Origin of the sequence: Paraburkholderia lebeckiae, from assembly GCF_050436225.1 — a bacterium.
GTDB classification, from domain to species: domain Bacteria; phylum Pseudomonadota; class Gammaproteobacteria; order Burkholderiales; family Burkholderiaceae; genus Paraburkholderia; species Paraburkholderia tuberum.
On sequence record NZ_JBNDLU010000002.1, the window covers coordinates 3,172,302 to 3,193,588 of the forward strand.

At 58.6% G+C, this 21,287-nt stretch carries 18 protein-coding genes; 12 read left to right on the top strand and 6 right to left on the bottom strand.

Translation table 11 applies throughout. The annotated features are described in order from the left end of the window. Positions 1-6 precede the first annotated feature (6 nt). Entirely contained in the window at positions 7-1,107 is a 1,101-nt protein-coding gene (locus OKW45_RS29220) for an MraY family glycosyltransferase (RefSeq protein ID WP_018419634.1), read from the top strand. Between the two features lie 541 nt (positions 1,108-1,648). Here the strand turns inward: OKW45_RS29220 and OKW45_RS29225 are convergent. After that, positions 1,649-2,053: a hypothetical protein gene (locus OKW45_RS29225; RefSeq protein ID WP_429472604.1), complete on the bottom strand. Its 405-nt coding sequence runs from the start codon at positions 2,051-2,053 to the stop codon at positions 1,649-1,651. 98 nt (positions 2,054-2,151) lie between these two features. Here OKW45_RS29225 and OKW45_RS29230 point away from each other — a divergent pair, with 98 nt between their 5' ends. From OKW45_RS29230 to OKW45_RS29240, 3 genes are read left to right on the top strand one after another with little or no spacing between them, the layout of a single operon-like run. Continuing rightward, complete coding sequence (locus OKW45_RS29230) at positions 2,152-3,117, top strand: glycosyltransferase family 2 protein (RefSeq protein WP_429473385.1); 966 nt, start codon at positions 2,152-2,154, stop codon at positions 3,115-3,117. Then, a complete protein-coding gene (locus tag OKW45_RS29235; RefSeq protein WP_429472606.1) occupies positions 3,117-3,548 on the top strand; it encodes a GtrA family protein in 432 nt (143 codons plus the stop codon). Before OKW45_RS29230 ends, OKW45_RS29235 begins: the two co-directional genes overlap by 1 nt. A 16-nt stretch (positions 3,549-3,564) precedes the next feature. Continuing rightward, positions 3,565-5,427 carry a hypothetical protein gene (locus OKW45_RS29240; protein WP_429472608.1) on the top strand — a complete coding sequence of 621 codons (1,863 nt, stop codon included), beginning with the start codon at positions 3,565-3,567 and terminating at the stop codon, positions 5,425-5,427. Between the two features lie 151 nt (positions 5,428-5,578). Here OKW45_RS29240 and OKW45_RS29245 read toward each other — a convergent pair whose 3' ends face one another. The 5 genes from OKW45_RS29245 to OKW45_RS29265 form a co-directional block, all read right to left on the bottom strand. Beyond that, on the bottom strand, positions 5,579-6,583 hold the full coding sequence (locus OKW45_RS29245; RefSeq protein WP_184007686.1) for an MraY family glycosyltransferase: 1,005 nt from the start codon (positions 6,581-6,583) through the stop codon (positions 5,579-5,581). Further along, a complete protein-coding gene (locus OKW45_RS29250; RefSeq protein WP_429472611.1) occupies positions 6,583-7,536 on the bottom strand; it encodes an NAD-dependent epimerase/dehydratase family protein in 954 nt (317 codons plus the stop codon). The genes OKW45_RS29245 and OKW45_RS29250 overlap by 1 nt, the downstream gene beginning before the upstream one ends. Positions 7,537-7,610: 74 nt before the next feature. Continuing rightward, entirely contained in the window at positions 7,611-8,795 is a 1,185-nt protein-coding gene (locus tag OKW45_RS29255; RefSeq protein WP_429472613.1) for a glycosyltransferase family 4 protein, read from the bottom strand. A 98-nt stretch (positions 8,796-8,893) separates the two neighbouring features. Continuing rightward, on the bottom strand, positions 8,894-10,795 hold the full coding sequence (locus OKW45_RS29260) for a polysaccharide biosynthesis protein (RefSeq protein WP_429472615.1): 1,902 nt from the start codon (positions 10,793-10,795) through the stop codon (positions 8,894-8,896). Between the two features lie 349 nt (positions 10,796-11,144). Continuing rightward, the gene (locus OKW45_RS29265) at positions 11,145-12,329 is read right to left on the bottom strand and encodes a glycosyltransferase family 4 protein (protein WP_429472617.1); all 1,185 of its coding nucleotides are present in this window, start codon (positions 12,327-12,329) and stop codon (positions 11,145-11,147) included. 258 nt (positions 12,330-12,587) lie between these two features. Between OKW45_RS29265 and OKW45_RS29270 the strand changes: the two genes are divergently transcribed. The 8 genes from OKW45_RS29270 to tnpB all read left to right on the top strand — a co-directional run bounded on the left by OKW45_RS29270 (position 12,588) and on the right by tnpB (position 21,263). Next, positions 12,588-14,078: a mannose-1-phosphate guanylyltransferase/mannose-6-phosphate isomerase gene (locus OKW45_RS29270; RefSeq protein ID WP_429472619.1), complete on the top strand. Its 1,491-nt coding sequence runs from the start codon at positions 12,588-12,590 to the stop codon at positions 14,076-14,078. Positions 14,079-14,255: 177 nt separating this feature from the next. Beyond that, positions 14,256-15,359 carry a glycosyltransferase family 4 protein gene (locus OKW45_RS29275; RefSeq protein ID WP_429472621.1) on the top strand — a complete coding sequence of 368 codons (1,104 nt, stop codon included), beginning with the start codon at positions 14,256-14,258 and terminating at the stop codon, positions 15,357-15,359. Between the two features lie 5 nt (positions 15,360-15,364). After that, the gene (locus OKW45_RS29280; RefSeq protein WP_260328068.1) at positions 15,365-16,435 is read left to right on the top strand and encodes a glycosyltransferase family 2 protein; all 1,071 of its coding nucleotides are present in this window, start codon (positions 15,365-15,367) and stop codon (positions 16,433-16,435) included. Beyond that, on the top strand, positions 16,428-18,506 hold the full coding sequence (locus OKW45_RS29285) for an ArnT family glycosyltransferase (RefSeq protein WP_429472623.1): 2,079 nt from the start codon (positions 16,428-16,430) through the stop codon (positions 18,504-18,506). Before OKW45_RS29280 ends, OKW45_RS29285 begins: the two co-directional genes overlap by 8 nt. A gap of 261 nt (positions 18,507-18,767) precedes the next feature. Continuing rightward, positions 18,768-19,106 carry a DMT family transporter gene (locus tag OKW45_RS29290; RefSeq protein WP_429472625.1) on the top strand — a complete coding sequence of 113 codons (339 nt, stop codon included), beginning with the start codon at positions 18,768-18,770 and terminating at the stop codon, positions 19,104-19,106. Positions 19,107-19,114: 8 nt separating this feature from the next. After that, positions 19,115-19,891: a methyltransferase domain-containing protein gene (locus OKW45_RS29295; protein WP_429472627.1), complete on the top strand. Its 777-nt coding sequence runs from the start codon at positions 19,115-19,117 to the stop codon at positions 19,889-19,891. A 602-nt stretch (positions 19,892-20,493) separates the two neighbouring features. Then, entirely contained in the window at positions 20,494-20,922 is a 429-nt protein-coding gene (tnpA, locus tag OKW45_RS29300; protein WP_429469452.1) for an IS66-like element accessory protein TnpA, read from the top strand. Beyond that, positions 20,919-21,263, top strand: a complete 345-nt coding sequence (gene tnpB, locus OKW45_RS29305) for an IS66 family insertion sequence element accessory protein TnpB (RefSeq protein ID WP_429472629.1) — start codon at positions 20,919-20,921, stop codon at positions 21,261-21,263. The genes tnpA and tnpB overlap by 4 nt, the downstream gene beginning before the upstream one ends. The last annotated feature ends 24 nt before the right edge of the window (positions 21,264-21,287 follow it).

The following is a 21,287-nucleotide window of genomic DNA, read 5'->3' on the forward strand; positions in this document are numbered from 1 at the left end:
ACTTTCATGCTTAGTTTCGCGCTCGGCTTTCTCGTCTCTCTGCTGATCACGCTGTTGATCGTGCGCTATGCGCATCTGCATGAAAAGTTCTCGACCGACACCGATCTGGCCGGCGTCCAGAAATTCCACGTGCGTCCGGTGCCGCGCATCGGCGGGATCGGGATTCTGGTGGGGCTGATCGTCTCCGCGGTGCAATTGCATCGCGCGTATCCCGCCGTATCGGGCAGCATTCTTGGGCTGGTCGCGTGCGGCATGCCGGCGTTCGGCTCGGGGCTCGTCGAGGATCTGACCAAGCGCGTGTCGCCGCTCGCACGCCTCATCTGCACGATGGCGGCGGCCGCGCTCGCCTGGTTCTTTCTCGACATCGCGGTCACGCGCATCAGCGTGCCGCCGCTCGACTTTCTGCTGTCATATGCGGCGATCTCGTTCGTGGTCACGGTGCTCGCGGTCGCGGCGCTCGCCAACGCGATCAATATCATCGACGGCTTCAACGGCCTCGCGTCGATGGTCGCGTTCATGATGTTCGCGTCGCTCGCGTATGTGGCGTTCCAGGTGCACGACCCGGTCGTGCTGTCCGCGTCGTTCATGATGATGGGCGCGGTGCTCGGCTTCTTCATCTGGAACTTCCCGGCCGGGCTGATTTTTCTCGGCGACGGCGGTGCTTACTTCATCGGCTTCATGCTCGCCGAGCTGTCGATCCTGCTCGTGATGCGCAATCGCGACGTATCCGCGTGGTATCCGGTGCTGCTCTTCATGTACCCGATCTTCGAGACCTGCTTCTCGATCTACCGCAAGAAGTTCATTCGCGGCATGTCGCCGGGCATTCCGGATGGCGTGCATCTGCATATGCTGGTCTACAAGCGGCTGATGCGCTGGGCGGTCGGCGCGCGCACCGCGCGCGAGCTGACGCGCCGCAACTCGCTGACGTCGCCGTATCTGTGGCTGCTGTGCCTGATCGCGGTCGTGCCGGCGACGCTGTTCTGGCGGCACACGCTGCATCTGTTCTGCTTCGTTGTGGTGTTCGCGGCGACTTATGTGTGGCTTTACGTGAGCATCGTGCGGTTCAAGTCGCCGCGGTGGATGGTGGTGCGGAAGGGGAAGCGGTGAGGTGCGAGCAGAGACCGAAAAGGTGCACGTCGATTTACGGTCCCGCGAATGATCGCTGGTGTCTGAAGGGCCCGACGTCCATGAAAACGCCCTGATGAGCTACCCGTATCCAATGGCCGACACGGCGCTGACTCGAAATCCGTTTCATTCGGTCCGAGATAGAGCAATGCATCCTTCTTGCACGCGAAATTCATCGGAATTCTTCAAAACGCGAATTCGCGCCGAATGCGCTTCCTACGAAGCTATTGCTAACACACGGCAATATCCGCTTTAGCGCATCGATGCAGGTTCACCCACGTCTTGGCGACGTCCGTGCCCAGCTTGATCCAGACAGCCCAGGAGCGGTAGCTCGTCGGTGCCATCGCGAAGCCGTCACCCGCATCCGCCTGCCTCTTCACCCCACCGCGCCGGTAGCGCACCGGCTCTCGCATCGGACTCCAAGCGGTGGTACCGGCCCGATGGAAGCATTTCCCGCCCGCTCAAGAGTGAGCTCGATCGTCATGTTCACGAGGAGATGCAATCTCGCTCGCGTGCGGTTCTGCTACTCGATGTGGCGCGCCAGTTCATGCGCCAGCTCTTCGGCGTAGCTCAGCGCTTCGCTCTCGACCGTATATACGGTGTCGCCCGTAAAACGGTTGTGCGACGGAGGTGTCTTGCTGTGATCGATATGGACGATCATGACCGTCCATGCACCTTCCGATGTCTTGGGAGCGTTGAATCTAAACTCGTGCGCACCGACAAAAAATGCCTTTCCGCTCATATCCGTCTCCGCATCCGCCAAAAACATATTATGCGCGCCACTGCGCATTCCGGTCACCGTGGCGCATGCGCCTGAGGATCGTTCAGCACTTCCCGTCTGCGACGCCCTGACGAGCGGCAGCCGGGAGCGATCAGCCACCTCCCGGCACACCGTCCGGCGCACGAATCCGCCGTGTGAAACAGACATCGGCTCGCGCAACTACAACACGGCGCCGATTTGATCTTATGGGAGAATCGTGCCCGCGGGACGAACGCCCGTCATATCAACGTGAATTGGCCGCCCAAATGATATCCAACGCAACTGAGGACACCACAGCAGCACAGATCGCCGTCCTGATCCCTTGCTACAACGAACAGACCACCATCCGTGCCGTCGTGCAGGATTTCGCGGCCCATCTGCCGGGCGCTTCGATCTACGTGTTCGACAACAACTCTTCGGACGCCACGATCGAGCTCGCTCGCGAGGCTGGCGCGACGATCCGCTCGGTGCGACTGCAAGGCAAGGGTAACGTAGTGCGACGCATGTTCGCGGACGTCGATGCGGACGTCTATGTTGTTGTTGACGGCGATGACACCTACGATGCGGCTGACGCGCCTGCTTTCGTCGACAGGCTGCTCGCGGAAGATCTTGACATGGTCGTCGGCGCACGCGTCTCAGACGAAGATGCGGCATACCGTCGAGGGCACCGCTTCGGTAACGTGATGCTCACAAGGTTTGCGGCGCATATTTTTGGTAACTCATTTTCAGACATGTTGTCCGGTTATCGCGTGTTTTCGCGGCGTTTCGCCAAATCGTTTGCCGCCCATTCCAGAGGTTTCGAAATCGAAACGGAACTGGCCGTCCATGCGCTCGAACTGCGCATGCCGGTTGAAGAGATGCAGACTCGCTACAAGTCTCGACCGGAAGGCTCCGCCAGCAAGCTGAACACCTATCGCGACGGCGCACGCATTCTGTTCATGACTTTGCGCCTGTTCAAGGCCGAGAAACCGCTGGTGTTCTTCTCGATCGGCTTTGCGATATGTGCTCTGGCGTCGATCGTGCTCGCCGTGCCTGTTTTGCAAACCTTTGTCGAAACGGGCCTCGTGCCCCGTCTGCCAACCGCACTGCTGTGCGCGGCTCTGATGCTGTTCGGCGCGCTGCTACTGGTCTGCGGACTCGTCTCCGACACGATTACCCGCGGTCGCGCCGAGGCGAAACGGCTTGTCTACCTGAGTTTTCGCGAGCCGTCGCAACAGCGTCGGGCCCGCTAATGAGACGTCAACTAATTCGTTTCACACTCGTCGGAGCAGCAGGATTCGTGGTCGACACGTCTGTGCTGTATCTCGCCCTGCACGCCGGCGCCGGCTATTACATCGGTCGGCTACTGTCTTTTCTGGCGGCCGTTTTTGCGACGTGGCTATTGAACCGGCGCTTTACGTTTGGCGCGGCTAGTGCAGCTTCCGCCTCCGGCAGCCATCCCGCGCAGAGCAGTCAATCCGGAAACATCCTGCGCGAGGGCGGCAAATATCTGGTCGCGATGTGCGGCGGCGGCGCAGTCAATTACGCGACGTATTGCGTTTGCGTGGCCCTGCTGCCCGATTTCGCGATGCTGCCCCTGGTTGCAGTAGCGGCGGGATCACTGGGTGGGCTCGCCCTCAATTTCGTATTGGCTCGCCGCTGGGTATACCGGCCGTCTTGCTGACTCCCATCTCCGACTCATGCTCAACCATCTCAAGCATACCAATCCAGAACGACCCGACCGTGGACTCGGGCGGTGGTGTTCGATCGGTCCTGGCAGCGAGCGTGCCGCACTGATCGCGCGATACGTCGTTCCCATACTATTCGGTCTCTACGCGTTGCTGCTCGGCCAGGATAACAACTGGGATATGCGGAACTATCATCTGTACAACGGATTCGCGTTCCTGCACGACAAACTGGCAATCGATCTGGCGCCGGGCGGAATGCAGACTTACTTCACCCCAACGCTTGATGTGCTCACGTGGCTGCTGTACGCGTGGTTGCCGGCGCCTCTAATCGGGTTTGCTCTGGGCGTTTTGCACGGCCTCGCATTCGTGATCGTATTCGACATCGCGCGGTGCGTGCTGGACGGCGAGACCCCGAGGCGTAACGAGCGAACCTCGCTGTGGATTGCACTCGCAGGCGCCCTCACCGCCAACTACCTCAGCGGCATTGGCAACAGCATGGGCGACAATACGACCGCCCTGCTGGTGCTGCTCGCGGTATCGCTGACACTGAAGCATTGGGACATGCTGGCACAGGCCTCGCTGCGTGCCGTCGCGCTTGGGCTGACGATCGGAGCATTGACCGGCGTCGCGTCGGGCCTAAAACTGACCAACGCGATCTACGCGATCGCGCTATGTGCCGGCTGCCTCGTGCACCCAGGCAACGCGATCACCCGTCTGCGTATCGGGATCGCTGTAGGTATGGGCGTAATCGTTGGACTCGCCGCGAGCGGCGGGTACTGGTTCGCAACGATGTGGCGCATATTTCGAAATCCGTTCTTTCCACAGTTCAGCAATCTCTTTCCGAATCCGCTGGTGCCCCCCATCGGAGTCGCGGATTTACGCTGGTTTCCCCGAAGCGTGCTGGATGCGCTGCTCTGGCCTTTTATTTTTTCATTGCACTCACAGCGAGTCAGTGACACGCCGATCCGCCAGGTCATCTGGGCACTCCTCTATGCGGCGGCGATCCTATGGGTGGCGCGCGCGGTCTGGCGGGCATTGAACGCACGAAGGGCCACGTCGCTGACGTCGCGACAAGCTTTCGTGCTGGTATTCATTGCGGTCGGCTACGTCATGTGGCTCAAGACTTTCAGCGTCTATCGTTACGTCGTCGCGATGGAAGTGCTGGCGCCGCTCGCACTGTATGTTCTCATCGACGACATGCTGCCTGGCAGGGCCGGAAAGCGTATCGCCACATGGCTGATCGCATTCGCGACGTTAGTCGTCGTTGCGCATGGCGCGCCGACCTACGGACATGTTCGCTGGGCCCGAAAAGGATTCCATGCCGACACTCCGGCAATCAGCGATCCGCGCCGCACCACCGGCGTCCTGCCAGGGGGAGCGCAAGGACTGAGCTGGCTCGTCACCCAATTTCCGCCGGACGTCGCATTCGTCACGCTGGATCCGAACGTCCTCGTCACCTCGCGCTACAACGAACGTCTGAAAGACATCATCGCGCAGCGCGGTGGCCCGGCCTATGTCGTCCTCGGCGATGTCGAGAATAGTCGTCTCGAGACCGTTCGAAAGGCACAGGCACTCGCGGACGAGACTGGGTTTCTGCGATCGGAATGGGGCTGCACCCTCGCGCGCCGCGTGATCGACGGGCTCCGTTTGCCTCTCGTACTGAAGCCGGGAGAAGCCGACCGTTGCCGTTTCGCGCTGCGCGCCAGCGACGAGGAAGACTTGCAGGCAGAAAACGCCGCGCAGGCAAAAAAGACAGCCGCGTCGCTCGAGGCACATGGACTACGCATGACCTCGACGGCTTGCGGCACTTACCACGGCTGGATCGGCAACCATTCGATCGTGTATCAATGGTGCCCGATTGAATTGCTCCGTTGAGGCTGTCGATGCCTCACGGCGCAGCCGAGGCAACGTTGGACGCCACGAGCGCTTCAGTTCCTAAGTAGCACCGTGATTCAGTGGCTACCGTCACGCATGGCGTGACCGCCCCATCGAGCGATCGGCTGCCGCGCCCATTTTGTCGCGGACGCTAGCCTGCGGCGCGAATCCAGCGCCGCCACTTCGCGTCGACGCACAAGCCGACCATCGCCAGCACGCCATACCATGCAATGCAGATCGTCCATTGCATGGCTGTAGTCGTCCAGGTAGCCATGATCGCCAGCACGGACCCGCACAGCATCAACGCACCGTACGTCAGCGCCACGCGCGCGTGACTGCCGGTCATTTGCACGAGCCGTTGATAATAATGCTGGCGGTGCGCCTCCCAAAAACGTTCGCCACGCGCCAGCCGAGCTAGCAAAGTTACGGTCGCATCCGCGACGAACGGTGCAAAAACCAGCGGGGTCATCCACACAGGCCAGGCACCGTGTTGCCAACCCCAATAGCCCAGAGCGCCGGCCAGGAACCCGAGCGGAATCGAACCCATATCGCCAAGGAACACGCGCGCCGGCTGGAAGTTGAACAGCAGGAAACCCACTGCTGCTCCAGCAATGGCTGCGCAGATCGATGCGAGGTCGCCGTGCGTCGATGACGCGGCGAGCGCATAAGTCGAGAATCCGAACAGCGTCATGCCGCCTGCAAGACCGTTCGAGCCGTCCATGAAGTTATACAGGTTGACGAGCCAAACGAGCGCCACGCCCACGACGATCGCGAACCACCAGCTAATCCCGTTGGCGCCGGCCACTACCGCCACAGCAACGGCAAGCACGTGCGCCGCGAAGCGTACCCGCGCCGGCAGTCCCCGTCGGTCGTCAATCTGTGACACGACACCGAGCAACACAGCACTGGCTGCGATCCATCGCAGAGAAGGCGCATACAGGACGATCGCCAAGACAGTGGTTGGCAATACGCCCCATCCTCCAACGCGTGGTATTGGGCGCTCGTGCAGCGAGCGATGATTGGGAATGTCGACCGCGATGTCCCATGCCCACCCCGTACGCAGCAGTAGCGCGAGAATTCCGGAGCACAACACTGCGGAAACAACTCCTATCGTCACTAGCAAGCCGACATCCGACAATTGCAGTTGCCCCGACATCAATGTTCAGCCCGGTATGCACGCACTGTGTGCGCGAGCCCTTCTGCAACCGACCAGGGCGGTGTCCAACCAATATCATCGCGCAGTTTCGAAATGTCGAGGCGCAACGGGCTGGTTAGACGGTCGACTTGTGCGATACGGCCGGTCAGACGGCCAAGCCCGCGCAGCAATGCAACCGGCACCGGCACGAGGCGCGTTGGCCTGGAAAGCGCCAATGCGATGGCGCGCACCATGTCGGGTACGGTGAGATCATCGCCATCGCTGACATGAAAGACCCCTTCGGTGGACTCGGCACGTGTCGCGAGCAGTCGGATCGCGTCCGCGAGATTGCCGACGTAGATCATGCTGCGACGCGCGTCGATCGCGCCCAGCGGCAGTGGAATGCCACGGTCCACCACACGGATCAAGCCTCGGAAGTTGGCCCGCACGCCGGGTCCATAAACGAGCGGCGGTCGCACCGTGACGATCTGCATGCCGTTGGCACGACCGAATGCCGCAAGTTCGCGTTCCGCTTCGAGTTTTGACACGCCATATGGATCTGTCGGGCTCGCCGGATCGTCTTCGCGCCACGGCCGGCCTGGCTCGCTTTCGCCGAGCGCCTTGATGCTGCTGACGAATACGAAGCGCCGCGCGCCCGCGTGGAAGGCCGCCGACGCCGCATCCAAGGCTCCTCGCACGTTGACGGCGCGATGTTCGGCAAGCGGATCGGCCGCGCGGTCCTGCATCACATGCACGCGCGCGGCCAGATGTACGAATACATCGACGGGCCCAATGGCAGGATTGCCGCGCGCAATGCTAGCGAAATGATCATCGGGAATCACAAGCTCGGTCGCCCCTTCTACTACCGACGACGAGCGGCGCACCAGTGCGGTTACCCCATGTCCGGCATCCCGCAGGACGCTGCACAACGAACGCCCGACGAAACCATTCGCGCCGCTGACGGCGATCTGCATGACTTTATTCCTCTCTAGCCCACCGGTCTGTCGCATGATTTCGTGCGTTCGATCGTGTATGTCGTCAAACCCCGCTACGCGGCGAGCGAGCCGTAGACGTCGAAGGTCTGGCGAACCGTTGCGTCCCACGTGAGCTCCGATGCGCGCGCCAACCCTTTGGCAATCAACGTAGCGCGCAGCGCCTCGTCGTACAGTAGCCGCTCGAGTCCTGTCGCGATCTCGTCGACCGAGTATGGATCGACTTCCAGCGCTGCGCCCGCCGTCACTTCAGGTAGCGAAGTGACATTCGAAGTCAGCACCGCGACGCCACTCGCCATGGCTTCGGCCACGGGCAAGCCAAAACCCTCAAATAACGACGGATAGGCGAATACGGCGGCCGACGAATAGAGCTTCAGAAGCGACTCTCTTGCCAAATAACCCGGCAAGATGACCTGTTTCGCTCGCGCCAGCCGCTCGATGTCACGCAAGAGGCCGGAATTCATCCAGCCGTCAGCGCCGATCAGCACGAGCGGAAAGGCTTCCCGCACGTCGGCAGGCAGTTTCGCGAACGCCGCCACAAGTCGCGTCAGATTCTTGCGGGGCTGCAGCGTACATACGGACAGGATGAAGCCTCGTTGCCTGAGCCCCAGTTTGGTCAGGAAGGACTCGCACTCCTCTGCCCGATGCGGTCGAAAGCAAGGCTCGACACCGAGAGGAATGGACACCACCTTCTCTTGCGGCAAACCATAGACTTCGATCGCGTCGCGTCGCGTGTACTCGCTGACCGCGATGACTTTCTGGACCTGTTTGAGCGTGTCCGGGAGATTCCTGTCGAGATAGTCGACGGCGGCCTGCGGATGAAACTCTGGGAAGTGACGATGGGAAAGATCGTGGATCGTCACGACACTGGGCCCTCTATACGGAGACGCGACGAAGTTCGTCTCATGATAAATAAAGCCCCGGCGCGCGCATTGTGCCCGCAGATCCGCGGACTTAATACGCCGCACCACCGTGCGCCCGTGATACACGCCGGGGAGACTGCGCGCCGCGCGCAGCAGACTCGCCTTCCACCCCTCGCTGAATTGCGCTCCCGCCTCCAGCAGATTTTCCCCGGACAACAGCCCGGTGACTCCGCGACGATCGTAGTATTTCGAGCCGACCCACCCGCCGATTTCCTCGATGTCGTCTCGCTCGAAGAGCCCTTCCAGAAGATGCTGGGTGTAATAGCCGATGCCGCTTCGCGGAGGCCGCAACGAGTTCAGGTCGTAAAGCAGTTTCATTTGAATATTGTGTGGCTGGCGAACTCGAACCGATCACGAAGCGCGAGGCGCTCGCCTGTTGTAGTCTTAGGCGGGAAGAGACGGCCGCCATCCGCGCGTCAGTTGCGGGCGGCGCGTGCGTCGTTGGTGGACGTGAAGCCCTGCAGCACCGGCGCGCTCGTCGGCTGGTACTCCGCCACCCAGCGACGCAAGTCCCGCCTGACTTCGTCGTCGCTCGGTATACGGTGTTGCATGAGCCACGGCAACAAGTCGTCGAGCAGGTGATCGGGCACTTCGCGCGCCTTTGCAATGCGCAGTTTCGGATGCATCGTGCGAGTAGTGGTCTCGTCCTCGGCCAGCAGCTCTTCGTAGAGCTTTTCTCCCGGTCGCAGACCAGTGAAGCTGATCTTGATCTGCTCTCCGCTGAACCCGTATATCCGGATCAAATCTCGCGCGAGATCGACGATGCGAACGGGCTCGCCCATGTCCAGAACGAAGATTTCGCCGCCTTGCCCCATGCTGGACGCCTGCAACACGAGTTGCGAGGCTTCCGGGATCGTCATGAAAAAGCGGGTGATCTCAGGGTGGGTGACGGTGACGGGCCCCCCCTTCAGGATCTGCTGCTGAAACTTGGGTATCACACTGCCTGCGCTACCCAGCACGTTGCCAAAGCGCACTGTCTCGAACCGGGTGTGTTGGGTGGTTTGTTGCAGCGCCTGACAGGCCATCTCTGCAAGCCGCTTGCTCGCGCCCATCACGTTGGTCGGATTCACCGCCTTATCGGTCGAAATCAGCACGAAATGGCGGATGTCATGACGGATTGCCGCCCGCGCGACGCGATAAGTGCCCAGCACGTTGTTGCGCACGGCCTGCCACGAATTCAGTTCCTCCATCAGCGGGACATGCTTGTAGGCGGCTGCGTGAAAGACGATGTGCGGCGTGAAGCGGCTCATGATCTGATCAAGTAGTACCGAGTCTTTTGTGTCGCCGACCATCGGAACGACCGACAACTCCGCGAAATGCTCGCGCAACTCTTCGTTGAGCCGGTAGATTGCATATTCGGAGACATCCAGCGCGACGAGCTGCGCGGGTACAAAGCGCAAAATCTGTCGACACAGCTCTGAACCGATCGACCCCCCTGCGCCCGTCACCATAACGACGCGGCCACGCAGCAACGCTTCAACATGCGGCATGTCAATCTTGACCGGCTCGCGGCCCAGTAAATCTTCGAGATCGACATCGCGCACTCGCGACAGGAAACCGCCCTGCCCTTCAGTGACCGCCGTCAGCGCCGGCAGCACCATTGCCCGCACGCCGGCGCGCACGCATTGGGTAGCGACGCGACGCTGCGCCTCCGACGAGGCGGAAGGAATCGCGACGATGGCATGCTCGACGCGTAGATCGGCGGCCCAACGCGGCAGATCGGCAATCGCGCCATGCACCTTGTGCCCGTAGATCTCGCGGCCTTGCTTGGCAGGATCATCATCGAGCAGGCCAACCAGCCGCCACTCGCTCGAGCGCGACAGCTCACGGGCCAGACTGGCCCCCGCAGTGCCAGCACCGAGGACCAGTACCGGCTTGCCTTGCGCGATCAGCCCACCATAACGGTGGAATTCCTTCGTCGCCCGGTATAACGCTCGCGAGCCCCCCATGACGAGGAACAGTAACAGAGGCGAAACAACCAACACCGAGCGGGGAATAGTAGGCACAGGTTGAAACAGGACCGAGCCGATCATCACCAGCAGCAATCCAGCAACGACGGCCTTCGAAATTCGCACGAGGTCCGGCAGACTCGCAAAGACCCACATGCCGCGGTACAGACCAAATACCCGGAACATCGCAGCATAGGTAACGACGACCCAGCCCAGCGCCACTGTTCCGCTATGCCAGAAGGCCGGTGGAACATCGCCGTTGAAGCGGATCATGTAAGCGGCCAGCCACGTCAGCGTCACTGCGAACAGGTCAAACGCGAACGCGCTCAGCGACAACCATGAGGACTTGAATCGCACGGTTATGGTCATCGATAGGGTCCAAGCAAACTAATGGATAACGGATTCAATCGTAGCGCACGGTTAATCCGTTCGGAAACGCACATCAGCAACAAGGCAGGCCGCAAAGCATCGAGTTGCCAATAGCAGCTTCCGGCTAGCAAATTTTACGCCCAGCAATCGCGCGCAGTGCCTGCCGAGAAAGGTCAAAATGTAACAAACCTGGCGCGGAAGGCGACCATCCGGAGACCGCGGTGACGCTAGCTCTTTGGTGGCAGTTGCGCGGAGTCAGCGGCGCACCGCTGTATCAAGCCCCAGCGACGTACTCCAGCGCCGGCGCCAACGAAGCCGCCAATTATGGCAAATTTTTCAAATTCTTCTCTCAGCTCGCCAAGGCGCGATAGACATCGCAGGTCTGCTGTACGGTCGAATCCCACGTGAGTTCCGCAGCGCGGCGCAAGCCCTTCGCAGCAAGCTCGGCACGTAATGGCGCATTGTTGAGCAGCGCCTCCAGCCCCTCCGTAATGGCATCGACTGACAGCGGATCGACCTCCAGCGCCGCGCCGCCCGCCACTTCCGGAATCGACGTGACGTTGGACGTCAGCACTGGCGTGCCGCTCGCCATCGCCTCGGCAACCGGCAAACCAAACCCCTCGTACAGCGATGGGTATGCGAATACCGTCGCCGATGCGTACAAGTGAAGGAGATCGGCGCGTTGAAGATAGCCAGGCACGACGATCTCGCGTGCTGCGACCATGGACTCAACCAGCGACAGCAGCTCGCTGTTCTTCCAGCCATCGGCACCGATCAACACCAGCGGAAACTCACGGCGGACAGAGGTCGGTAGCCTGCCAAATGCCGCAACAAGACGCGCCAGGTTCTTCCGCGGTTGCAGCGTACATACCGAAAGCACAAAACCGTCGCGACGCAGCCCTAGTCGTTCAAGTGTGGGCGCACATTCGGGTGCGGCATACGGGTGGAAGCTTGCATCGACGCCGAGGTAGATCGTCACAACTTTGTGCTCGGGCACATCATAGAGTGCGAGTAATTCCCTCTTGGTGTACTCGCTATCGACAATGATCGTGCGAGCCTGCTCTAGCGTTCGCGGCAGGCCTCTATTCAGATGGTCGACCGCAACCTTCTGATGGAACTCGGGATGTCGCCGGTGCGAGAGGTCGTGGATAGTGACGACGGTCGGCCCCCGATACTGCGATGCAATGAAATTGGTCTCGTGGTAGACGTAGCCACGCGTTGCGAAATCATCGCGCAACACTCGCGAGGCTCTGCGATGCATCGCCGTACGAAGGGGCTGCAAGGCCGGCAGGCGGCGGAGTGAACTCATCAGCGAGGGAGATGCACCGTTAGCGGCACCGGGCATAACGGGCGCCGCTATCTCCCCGTCCACGAGCCTTGACAGCTTTTCGCCCTGGAATATCTCCGACACCATCCAGCCCGCCACGTCCTGGACGTCTGACCGCGCGCGCAGTCCTTCCAGTAAATGCTGGGTGTAATACCCGATGCCACTTCGCGGCGGGCGTAGTGAATTGAGGTCGAACAGCAACTTCATTACAGTGTTATCCCTTATCGCCTGGCCGAAGAGGCGTCATGATACGCGAGTGAATTGAGCTTCGGAGGGATCTGCGGACAATGGCGCGATCCGGCAGCGGCGCCGGTCATACGAAACACCTGGTTACAATTTCGCTGCACCAACGTTCGAATAAGGCGCATCCCGGCGGCACATCGCCCTCTGCAATTCGGCAAGTCCGCGCATGCGCTTTGCGCTCATACCTGGAAATGGCGTTTTGGCGGATTGGAATCCGCTAGAATGACACGTTCTTCAGAACGTGCGCCTTACTCGTCAATGAAAATTATCCCCGTCATCATCTGCGGCGGCGCCGGTACACGGCTGTGGCCTGTCTCTCGCGAAACGTTCCCCAAGCCGTTGCTCAAGTTGGCAGACGGTCAGAGCTTGCTGCAGAAGACCTTCCTCCGCGCAACGCATGTCACTGAAGCGCCCGAAGTCTTGATCGTGACGAACCGGGAAACCTACTTCCTGATTAAAGACGAATGTGTTGAAGTAGACTCTGTCGCGTCGCAGATTGGATTCATTCTTGAGCCGACCGCGCGCAATACCGCGGCGGCGATCGGCGTAGCGGCAGAGGTGGTGCGTCAACGCCATGGGCCTGAAGCGGTGATGCTGGTCATCCCGGCGGACCAGTTGGTTCAGGACGAGGACGCTTTTCGTCTCGCGACGGAGCGTGCTGCGGCAGCGGCCAATATGGGTGCACTCGTGACCTTCGGAATCCGCCCGACCGCTCCAGAAACGGGCTACGGATACATCCAGCACGAAGAGGCCGAGGTGACCGGTTCGAAAGGCGTACATAAGGTAGCCCGCTTCCTCGAAAAGCCCGAGTTCAGCGTGGCGGAGCGTCTGGTCGCTGAAGGCACTTACCTTTGGAATGCCGGCATGTTCTGCTTCCGGGCGGACACCATGCTCGAAGAGCTCGCGCAACATGCGCCGGCCGTACTGGAACCATCGCTAGGCGCGGTCGAACACGCCAAATGTAGTACCTCCAGCGACGGCTACATGATCGAACTCGACGCGACTCAGTTCCGCAAAGCAGAGAACATTTCGATTGACTATGCGGTTATGGAGCGTTCCAGCCGGGTTCAGGTCGTGCCTTGCGAAATGGGCTGGAGCGACATCGGATCGTGGCAGTCCATCAGCGATCTTACGGCGCCGGACGAGCGCGGCAATCGGATTGACGGCATTGCTGAACTGCACGACGTGGACAACTGCTTCATCCGCAGCGACGACGGCCGACTGATCGGCGCGGTGGGCATTCATGATCTGATCGTCGTGGACACGTCGGACGCACTGCTGATCGCTGCGCGTGACCGCGCGCAGGACGTCAAACACATCGTTGGCCGACTGAAGGCCGCGAATCACGATGCATTCCGCCTGCACCGCACGGTGCATCGCCCATGGGGCACCTACACCGTTCTGGAAGAAGGTGAGCGCTTCAAAATGAAGCGTATTGTGGTGAAACCGGGCGCCTCCCTGTCGCTGCAGATGCATCATCATCGTAGCGAGCATTGGATCGTGGTGAGCGGCTGTGCGGAAATCGTTAACGGTGACAAGGTCATTTCGCTTCAGCCAAACGAGTCGACTTATATCCCGGCCGGTCACAAGCACAGACTGATTAATCCCGGCGTAATGAACCTTGTCCTGATCGAGGTGCAATGCGGCGAGTATCTGGGCGAAGACGACATCGTCCGCTTTGAGGACATCTACGGGCGCGCTCCGGCAAACTGACACCCCAACCAGTTGGCCGCCGGGCGTTGGCGGTCAACGACGGGGCTTTCCATTCGCGCCGACGCGAGACGCACCACGTGTCCTCGACTTGCGACCTTGCAGGCGCCGGGGCTTTCTGCTGGCGTGAGCCAATTGGCCTGAACCTGCCTGCGCTGAACGACAATACTAGCGGGATCTATGCGCGTTCTACATTTCTATAAGACCTACAAACCTGACTCGATGGGAGGCGTCGAAGAACTGATCGGCCAGATCTGCTCCGGCGCAGCCAGGCATGGCGTGACCAGTGAAGTGTTGACCGTGAGCAAGGACACCACGACGATCGATTTCGGCGATCACCTGCATCACCGGGCCAAGCTCGACATCGAGATCGCGTCGTCCGCATTTTCGATGGCGGCGTTCAAGAAGTTCTCCAGACTGGCGGCGCACGCTGACCTGATTCACTACCATTATCCGTGGCCGTTCGCGGACATCGTGCACTTCGCGACGGGCGTCGACAAGCCGTCGGTCGTCACCTACCATTCGGACATCATCCGGCAGAAGGTGCTTTTGCAGGTCTACAAGCCGTTGCGCGACCGCTTTCTGTCGAGCGTCGATGCGATCGTCGCGACATCTCCAAACTATCTGGCGACGAGCGACGTGCTGCAACGGTATCGCGACAAGGTCGAGGTGATTCCGATCGGGCTGGACAGCGACAGTTATGCGCCGCCGAGGGAAGACAGGCTGCGCTACTGGCGCGAGCGAGTGGGCGACAAATTCTTTTTGTTCGTGGGCAACCTGCGATATTACAAGGGGCTGCATGTGCTGCTCGACGCGCTGCAACGCACTGAGGTTCGCGTCGTGATCGTCGGTGCGGGGCCTGTCGAACGCGAACTGCGCGCACAAGCCGCAAGACTCGCGTTGGCCCATGTGGATTTTGTCGGGCCGGTCGCAGACGACGACAAGATTGCGCTGCTCACGCTGTGTCGCGCGCTCATGTTCCCGTCGCACCTGCGTTCGGAGGCGTTCGGCATTTCGCTGCTGGAAGGCGCAATGTTCGGCAAGCCGATGATCTCGACCGAGATCGGCACTGGCACGTCGTACGTGAACGTCAATGGCGAGACCGGTCTTGTCGTCCCGCCGAGCGATCCCGCTGCATTGCGCGACGCCATGCAGCGGTTGTGGGACGACGATGCGATGGTCACGGAGTTCGGAATAGCGGCGGCAAAGCGTTTCACAGCGAACTTTACGGCAGACAAAATGGTTCGCTCCTATGTCGATCTTTACGAGAAGCTGGTGAGCTAATGCAAATGAACATGCCCGACGCGCCAATCCGACGGACGGACAATAACCTGTCGCTCGCGCCTGGCGAAATGACCAACCATCAAGGGTGCTTCGAGATGAACGTTGCAAAGACCCTGACAATCGCAATTGTCGCGCCTTGCTATAACGAGGCCGAAGTTCTTCCAATTTCCATTCCTCGGCTGCTCGCGCTGGTAAGAGAGCTGGCGGACAAACATGGCTGCTCCCCGGATAGCTATGTGGTTCTGGTTGACGACGGATCGAAAGATTCGACGTGGGAGCAAATCGAATCGGCGGCCCACGCCTACCCAAACACTATACGTGGGCTAAGGCTTTCGAAGAACGCTGGGCATCAGAACGCACTCGTCGCAGGACTAACATACGTAACCGGCAAGTGCGACGCGGCTATCAGCATCGACGCGGACCTGCAGGACGACTTAGCTGCGTTGCCGAAAATGATCACCGAGCATCGCGCCGGCGCGGAAATCGTGCTTGGGGTTAAGGCGTCGCGTGCGGATGACCCCTTTCTAAAGACGCTAACAGCGACAGTGTTTTATCGGGGAATGAAATGGATGGGGGTTGAACTTGTCGAGAACCATGCAGACTGCCGCTTGATGTCTGAGCGCGCATTGGAAAATCTGGCAAAGTTCCCCGAGTTTGTTCTTTTTTTGCGTGGGTTGCAGCCACTCCTGCACGGCAGGATCTCGACTGTTAGGTATGACCTGTCCCCCCGCCCGGCGGGCCACAGCAAGTACGGCATCAAGAAGATGCTGGGACTTGCACTGAACGGCATTACGTCTTTCTCGACGACGCCGCTGCGCATGATCACGTGGACCGGCGCGATTGTGTTCGCTGTCTCGCTTCTTTTCGCACTGACCGCTTTCATCAAAGCGCTTTCCGGCGAGACGCTTCCTGGGTGGGCGTCGATCACTGTGCCTCTGTATTTGCTGGGCGGCCTCATTATGCTGTCGATCGGCGTTGCCGGTGAATACATCGGCAAGATTTACCTTGAAGTCAAACATCGTCCCCGCTTCCTGGTAGACGAAGTCGCCCACTTTGGGAATCGTGTCGATGAATAAAGTAACCAGCACCGCAGTGCGACCGCTCAACGATGCGCCGAAGCAAAAAGATAGCCCGCTGCTGGGTTTGAGTGGCGCCGGGGCTAAAGTACTGGCCGCTTCAGTGCTAGTGTGGGCACTGTTTTCAATGCCAACGATCCTTTGGTCGCAATTGTTCCCCTTGGACATGGGGGGAATTTTTCTTATTGGCGAACATTTCCGCAGTTGGGTTCACTGGATCTTGTCTCCGTATAATGGTGCCGGACGATATTTTCCTTTCTACTGGCTTTACCACTCCGCAGAGTACGAGATCTTCGGGTCGCACGTCGGTCCGTATTTTTTTGTCCAGAGTTTGGTCTTTCTGGCGGCCACCCTGTTGAGCTGTCAGATCATTTATCGGCTGACAAAACGGCATACGTATGCAGCGATACTACTACCGCTCGTCTATGTCAGTTCACCTGTGGCCGAAAACCTTAACACTATTGGCAAAGCCGAACCGCTTTCTTATCTTTTCCTGGTTGCCATCATCGCATTGTTCGCGCGGCGGTATCTATCCAATGCAGCGTTGAATATACGGGATGGTATTGGCATCGCCGTCATCTTCACTCTCGCGATTTGGACTAAGGAAACCTCCGTCGCATTGTTGGGCTTTGCGTTGACAGGTGTCGCACTATCGCTTGGCGCGTGGCGATTCGCAAAGATAGATTGGGCGCTTACTTCGGCGAAGAGGTTTGGCGCGCTGGTTGTATGGCTGCTATTCGGCCTTGCATGGGCGAAGATACCCTATGCCCTGTTCGCAAAAACCAATGCGAGCACGAATTACACTGCATATACGATTACCCTCAAACTGATAAAAGAAAATATAGCCTTCTACGCTACGCAGCAGCCTGACGTGATGTTCTTCGGGTTGCTGGCCTTGCTGCTGCCTTTCTTCGCGCTCAAGGAAATGATCACCCGTCGTGAGGCGCGTACAGATGATGCCGTTCGCGGCCTTATTTTTGTCTTCAGCGTTTGTGCAATGTCATGGGCTTATTACCTTGCACTACTGGTTTGGCGCTGGGCGATGCCCTATTACATGCTCATCCCTGCGGTGATGTTCAAATGTTGCGTGGTCTATTGGCTCTATTTACTTGCCTGGCGGCTCAGACGCAAGCCAGTACTGCGATACAGCCTCTACTCGTTGATCGCACTATTTGCCCTTGCAGGTGCCCTGTGCACTTACTATGTCACGATTAGTCAGATCGAGTATTCGCGGATCTACACGAGCGCGATTGAAGAATACAAGCAAATCGCAACGGAGAAACAAAATCTCGTAATTGAGTCCTATCCTTTCTATGCTGAGCAGATCATCAATACTCCAAATCTGCTTTCACCTGCAAACCCATGGTCGGGTCGGGTGAAAGGGATCGCGGACCTCTTGGACCCCGCGGCACTCAATCCTGAATTGATGGCAATTCTCGACGTGACGCCCGCGCAGATTGAACAGAACAAGAAAAGTCTACCGCGCAAGGGCGACTATTTGCTTGTGTTCACTGGCAGCAAGCTGGCCACATGGTTCCTCCGAGGCGTCACACCGTATTACAGGCCGGAATCACTGCTCAAGAGCGAGAAAATGTATCCCATGCATCTCGTTTCGGAACAGACCACGTCAAGTCCCGCGATTTTTATCCATACATGGACGCATCGCCCGAAATCTGCGACGACGTGGCTTGGTTACAAGCTTTATCAGATCGATGGAAACGAGCCGCGCTACCTCTGGAACGGACGTTACCCGGATGGGTGGATGGGAGCTAGAGGCACGCTCCACATAAATCCGGAATTTAGCCAGCCGGTGATCGTGCGCGTTAGCGCGCCGCCATTTACGCTTCCGAACAGGGTAACAATTACCAAGAATGGCCGACCTTTTCAAGTCATCGAATTAACCGACACAAACGAAAGGGCTGTCCAATTGCGCCCATCTAGCAGCGGCACCGACGTGTTCGACTTCACCATCGAACGGACTTCGACACCGCACATGCTTGGCCTATCTGATGACAAGCGTGAACTAGGAATTCGGATCTCGCTGGATATTGACGGATTGCCCGGCAGTTAGACCGACGAGCGATCGTTGCCGGAAAGGGTTCGATGGCAAGGCGATCTCGTAGCGACGAGCGTCCCCTCTTGTCCCCGCGGTTGGCCCACGTTACCATCTATGGGCTTGGCAAAAACTCATTATTGGTGACGCGATTCCCTGGAGCATCGACCACGCCACCTATTTAATTTACCAAGGAGTTCGATTGCTCTATCTAGACGTCGTCTGCGAGTATTTTGGCCAATTTGATTCAACTGTTAAACATTGTCCGAGGTGAATTTTGTGAGCGTAGATTGGATTAATTCACTTCGTACGGCAGTGTTATTTTCGGCGTATATTGCGGTAAGCTGTGTGGGTTTGTTCTTGATAAAATCGGCCGGTTCATGGAAATCCGTAACGTTTTTGTTTGGTTTTTCGCTCTATGCCGGTGGAGCAGTCATGTGGATGGTAATCCTTCGTCTCTTGCCGCTTTCATTCGCATTCCCTATTGCTGCCGGCTCGCTTGTGATAGGCACCATGCTAACGGGCGCCCTTTTTCTTAAGGAAACCGTAGGTGTTTGGCAGTCTGTCGGGGCTGCAATGATCGTCGCTGGCATTTCTCTAATAGCTGGAACGCGTTGAGAGGCTTTATGGATAACAGTGTTGAGCAGCAACGGCAGCATTTCAACGAGATTTCGGAAAAATATTTCAGTGCAAGAAAGGATCCAAATCATCTCTTGTTGAAAGAGTTGATCTGGAAGAACTTTCTTTCGCGCAATAAGCGGATAGCGCCAGAAATCCGAAGAGTGTTGGAACCCATGTGTGGCATGGCGGAAGGATACGATATTCTGTCGAAACACCTCATTGAACACATGGAATATCACGGGTTTGACTATAGTGAAAAAATGGTCGAATTCGCTAAAGAAGTGCGTCCTACGCTGTTCATAGAGTGGGATGACGTAACGAGTTTCAAAGCGTCCGAAAATCCGTACGACATGATCATTCTGATTGGCGGACTTCATCACGTTTATTCTCGCGCACCAGAAGTTATAAAGAATTTGGCGCAGTCTTTGCGGTCCGGCGGCTACTTTATAAATTTCGAACCAACACAGAATAATTGGTTGACTCGCTTTGTTAGAAATCGCATTTACAAGTCAAACGATATTTTTGACGAAGACACCGAACAAGGATTTGACTATTCAGATCTTGATCGATATTTCCGTGAAGCGGGGTACACCAAGGTTGACCAGGTATATCCGGGATTGTCTGCTTACGTTTTATACTACAATCCGGATGCGTTCCCACTCTTGAATATTGGCGGGAAAGCAGCCGTCAGATTTTTATTCGCGCTCGATCGCTTATTTTGGGGGAATCTGATCGGTCGAAAACTCTCGTTTGCCACAATGAGCTTATGGAAAAAGAGCTAAAAAATTAACTGGCTGTCAGAGGGAAAGGTAGTTTCGGCGTTTTGTAGAGCGCTTACGGCTGCCTTAGTAACATGCATACTGGGTATAAATGGACCAAAATGAAGTCGCGACCAAGCTATTTGGCCCCCCTGTTCTTTTCCATGGCATAGGAGCTCTGAAAGTGGCCCTATGTTACGGCCTCTTGGTGGGCTCCTTTTCCACAGTGCGCCGGCACTTCAGCGCCGAAGACCGGCACCGCTGGCGACTGCCATGACGACGCAATGTGTGAGTCGTTCTTCGGCGCGCTCGAGGCGAAACTGCTGACGCGCGAACGCTTCGAAACGCCAGAGCAAGCGCGGTGTGCGATCTTCCGCATCATTGAAGGCTGGGTACAACGTCCGTCGCCTTCACAGCAGTCCTATGCTACTGCTCGCTGGAGCAGCAACACGAAAAGAGATAAAAGCCTTCACGACGCGGATTGCCCACTGTCGGGTAGCGTCGTGGTCGTGATTCCGACCCGCCGCCCGCCCGTGGACGACCCGCGAGTCAACACCGAACGGAGGACACGTTCCGTAAGCACCTCACGACGACCGTCGTAGACGGCGGCGAGAACCGACATCAAAGTGGTGCCCATCATTTTCGATTTGATGGACATCACTGTGACAGAGTCGGAAGCCAGGCCGGGTAGCCGCAAGGAACGCCCGAATTATGATCGCGAGTTTCGACGCCGGCTTGCGGCCGCGGCATGTGAGCCTGGTGCGTCGGTCGCGAAGCTGGCGCGGGACAATGGCATCAATGCAAACATGCTGTTCACCTGGCGGCGTCGCTATCGCGAGCAATTGCAGGCGGAAACGACGTGCCTGATTCCAGTGGCGGTGGTTCATGAGACGCCGCCGCAGCGCGTGGCGATGCCCCCAGATGCAAGGGACGTCTGCAACCGGACTGCACGAGCCGGGACGATCGAGATCCGGTTCGGTGACGTGGTAGTCAAGGTCAACGGCGTTGTCGACGCCGACACGCTACGCGTCGTCCTGGGGAGCGTGCGATCGTGATCTCTCTACCCACGGGTACACGCGTCTGGCTGGTGGCAGGCGTCACCGACATGCGCTGCGGATTCCAGGGGCTGGCGGCGAAGGTGCAGACGGCGCTCAAGGACAATGCGCTGAGTGGCAACGTGTTCATCTTCCGGGGCCGGCGCGGCGATCTGGTGAAGGTCATGTGGGCGACCGAGGACGGGCTCTGGCTTCTTGCGAAGCGGCTTGAGCGTGGTCGCTTCGTCTGGCCGCAGGCCGATGGCGGCAAGGTCCATCTGACGGCGGCGCAACTGTCGATGTTGCTCGAAGGCATCGATTGGCGGCAGCCGCGTCGTACGGCTGCGCTGTCGATGTTGTAAACCGAGCAGAAGGCTCGTAAACTG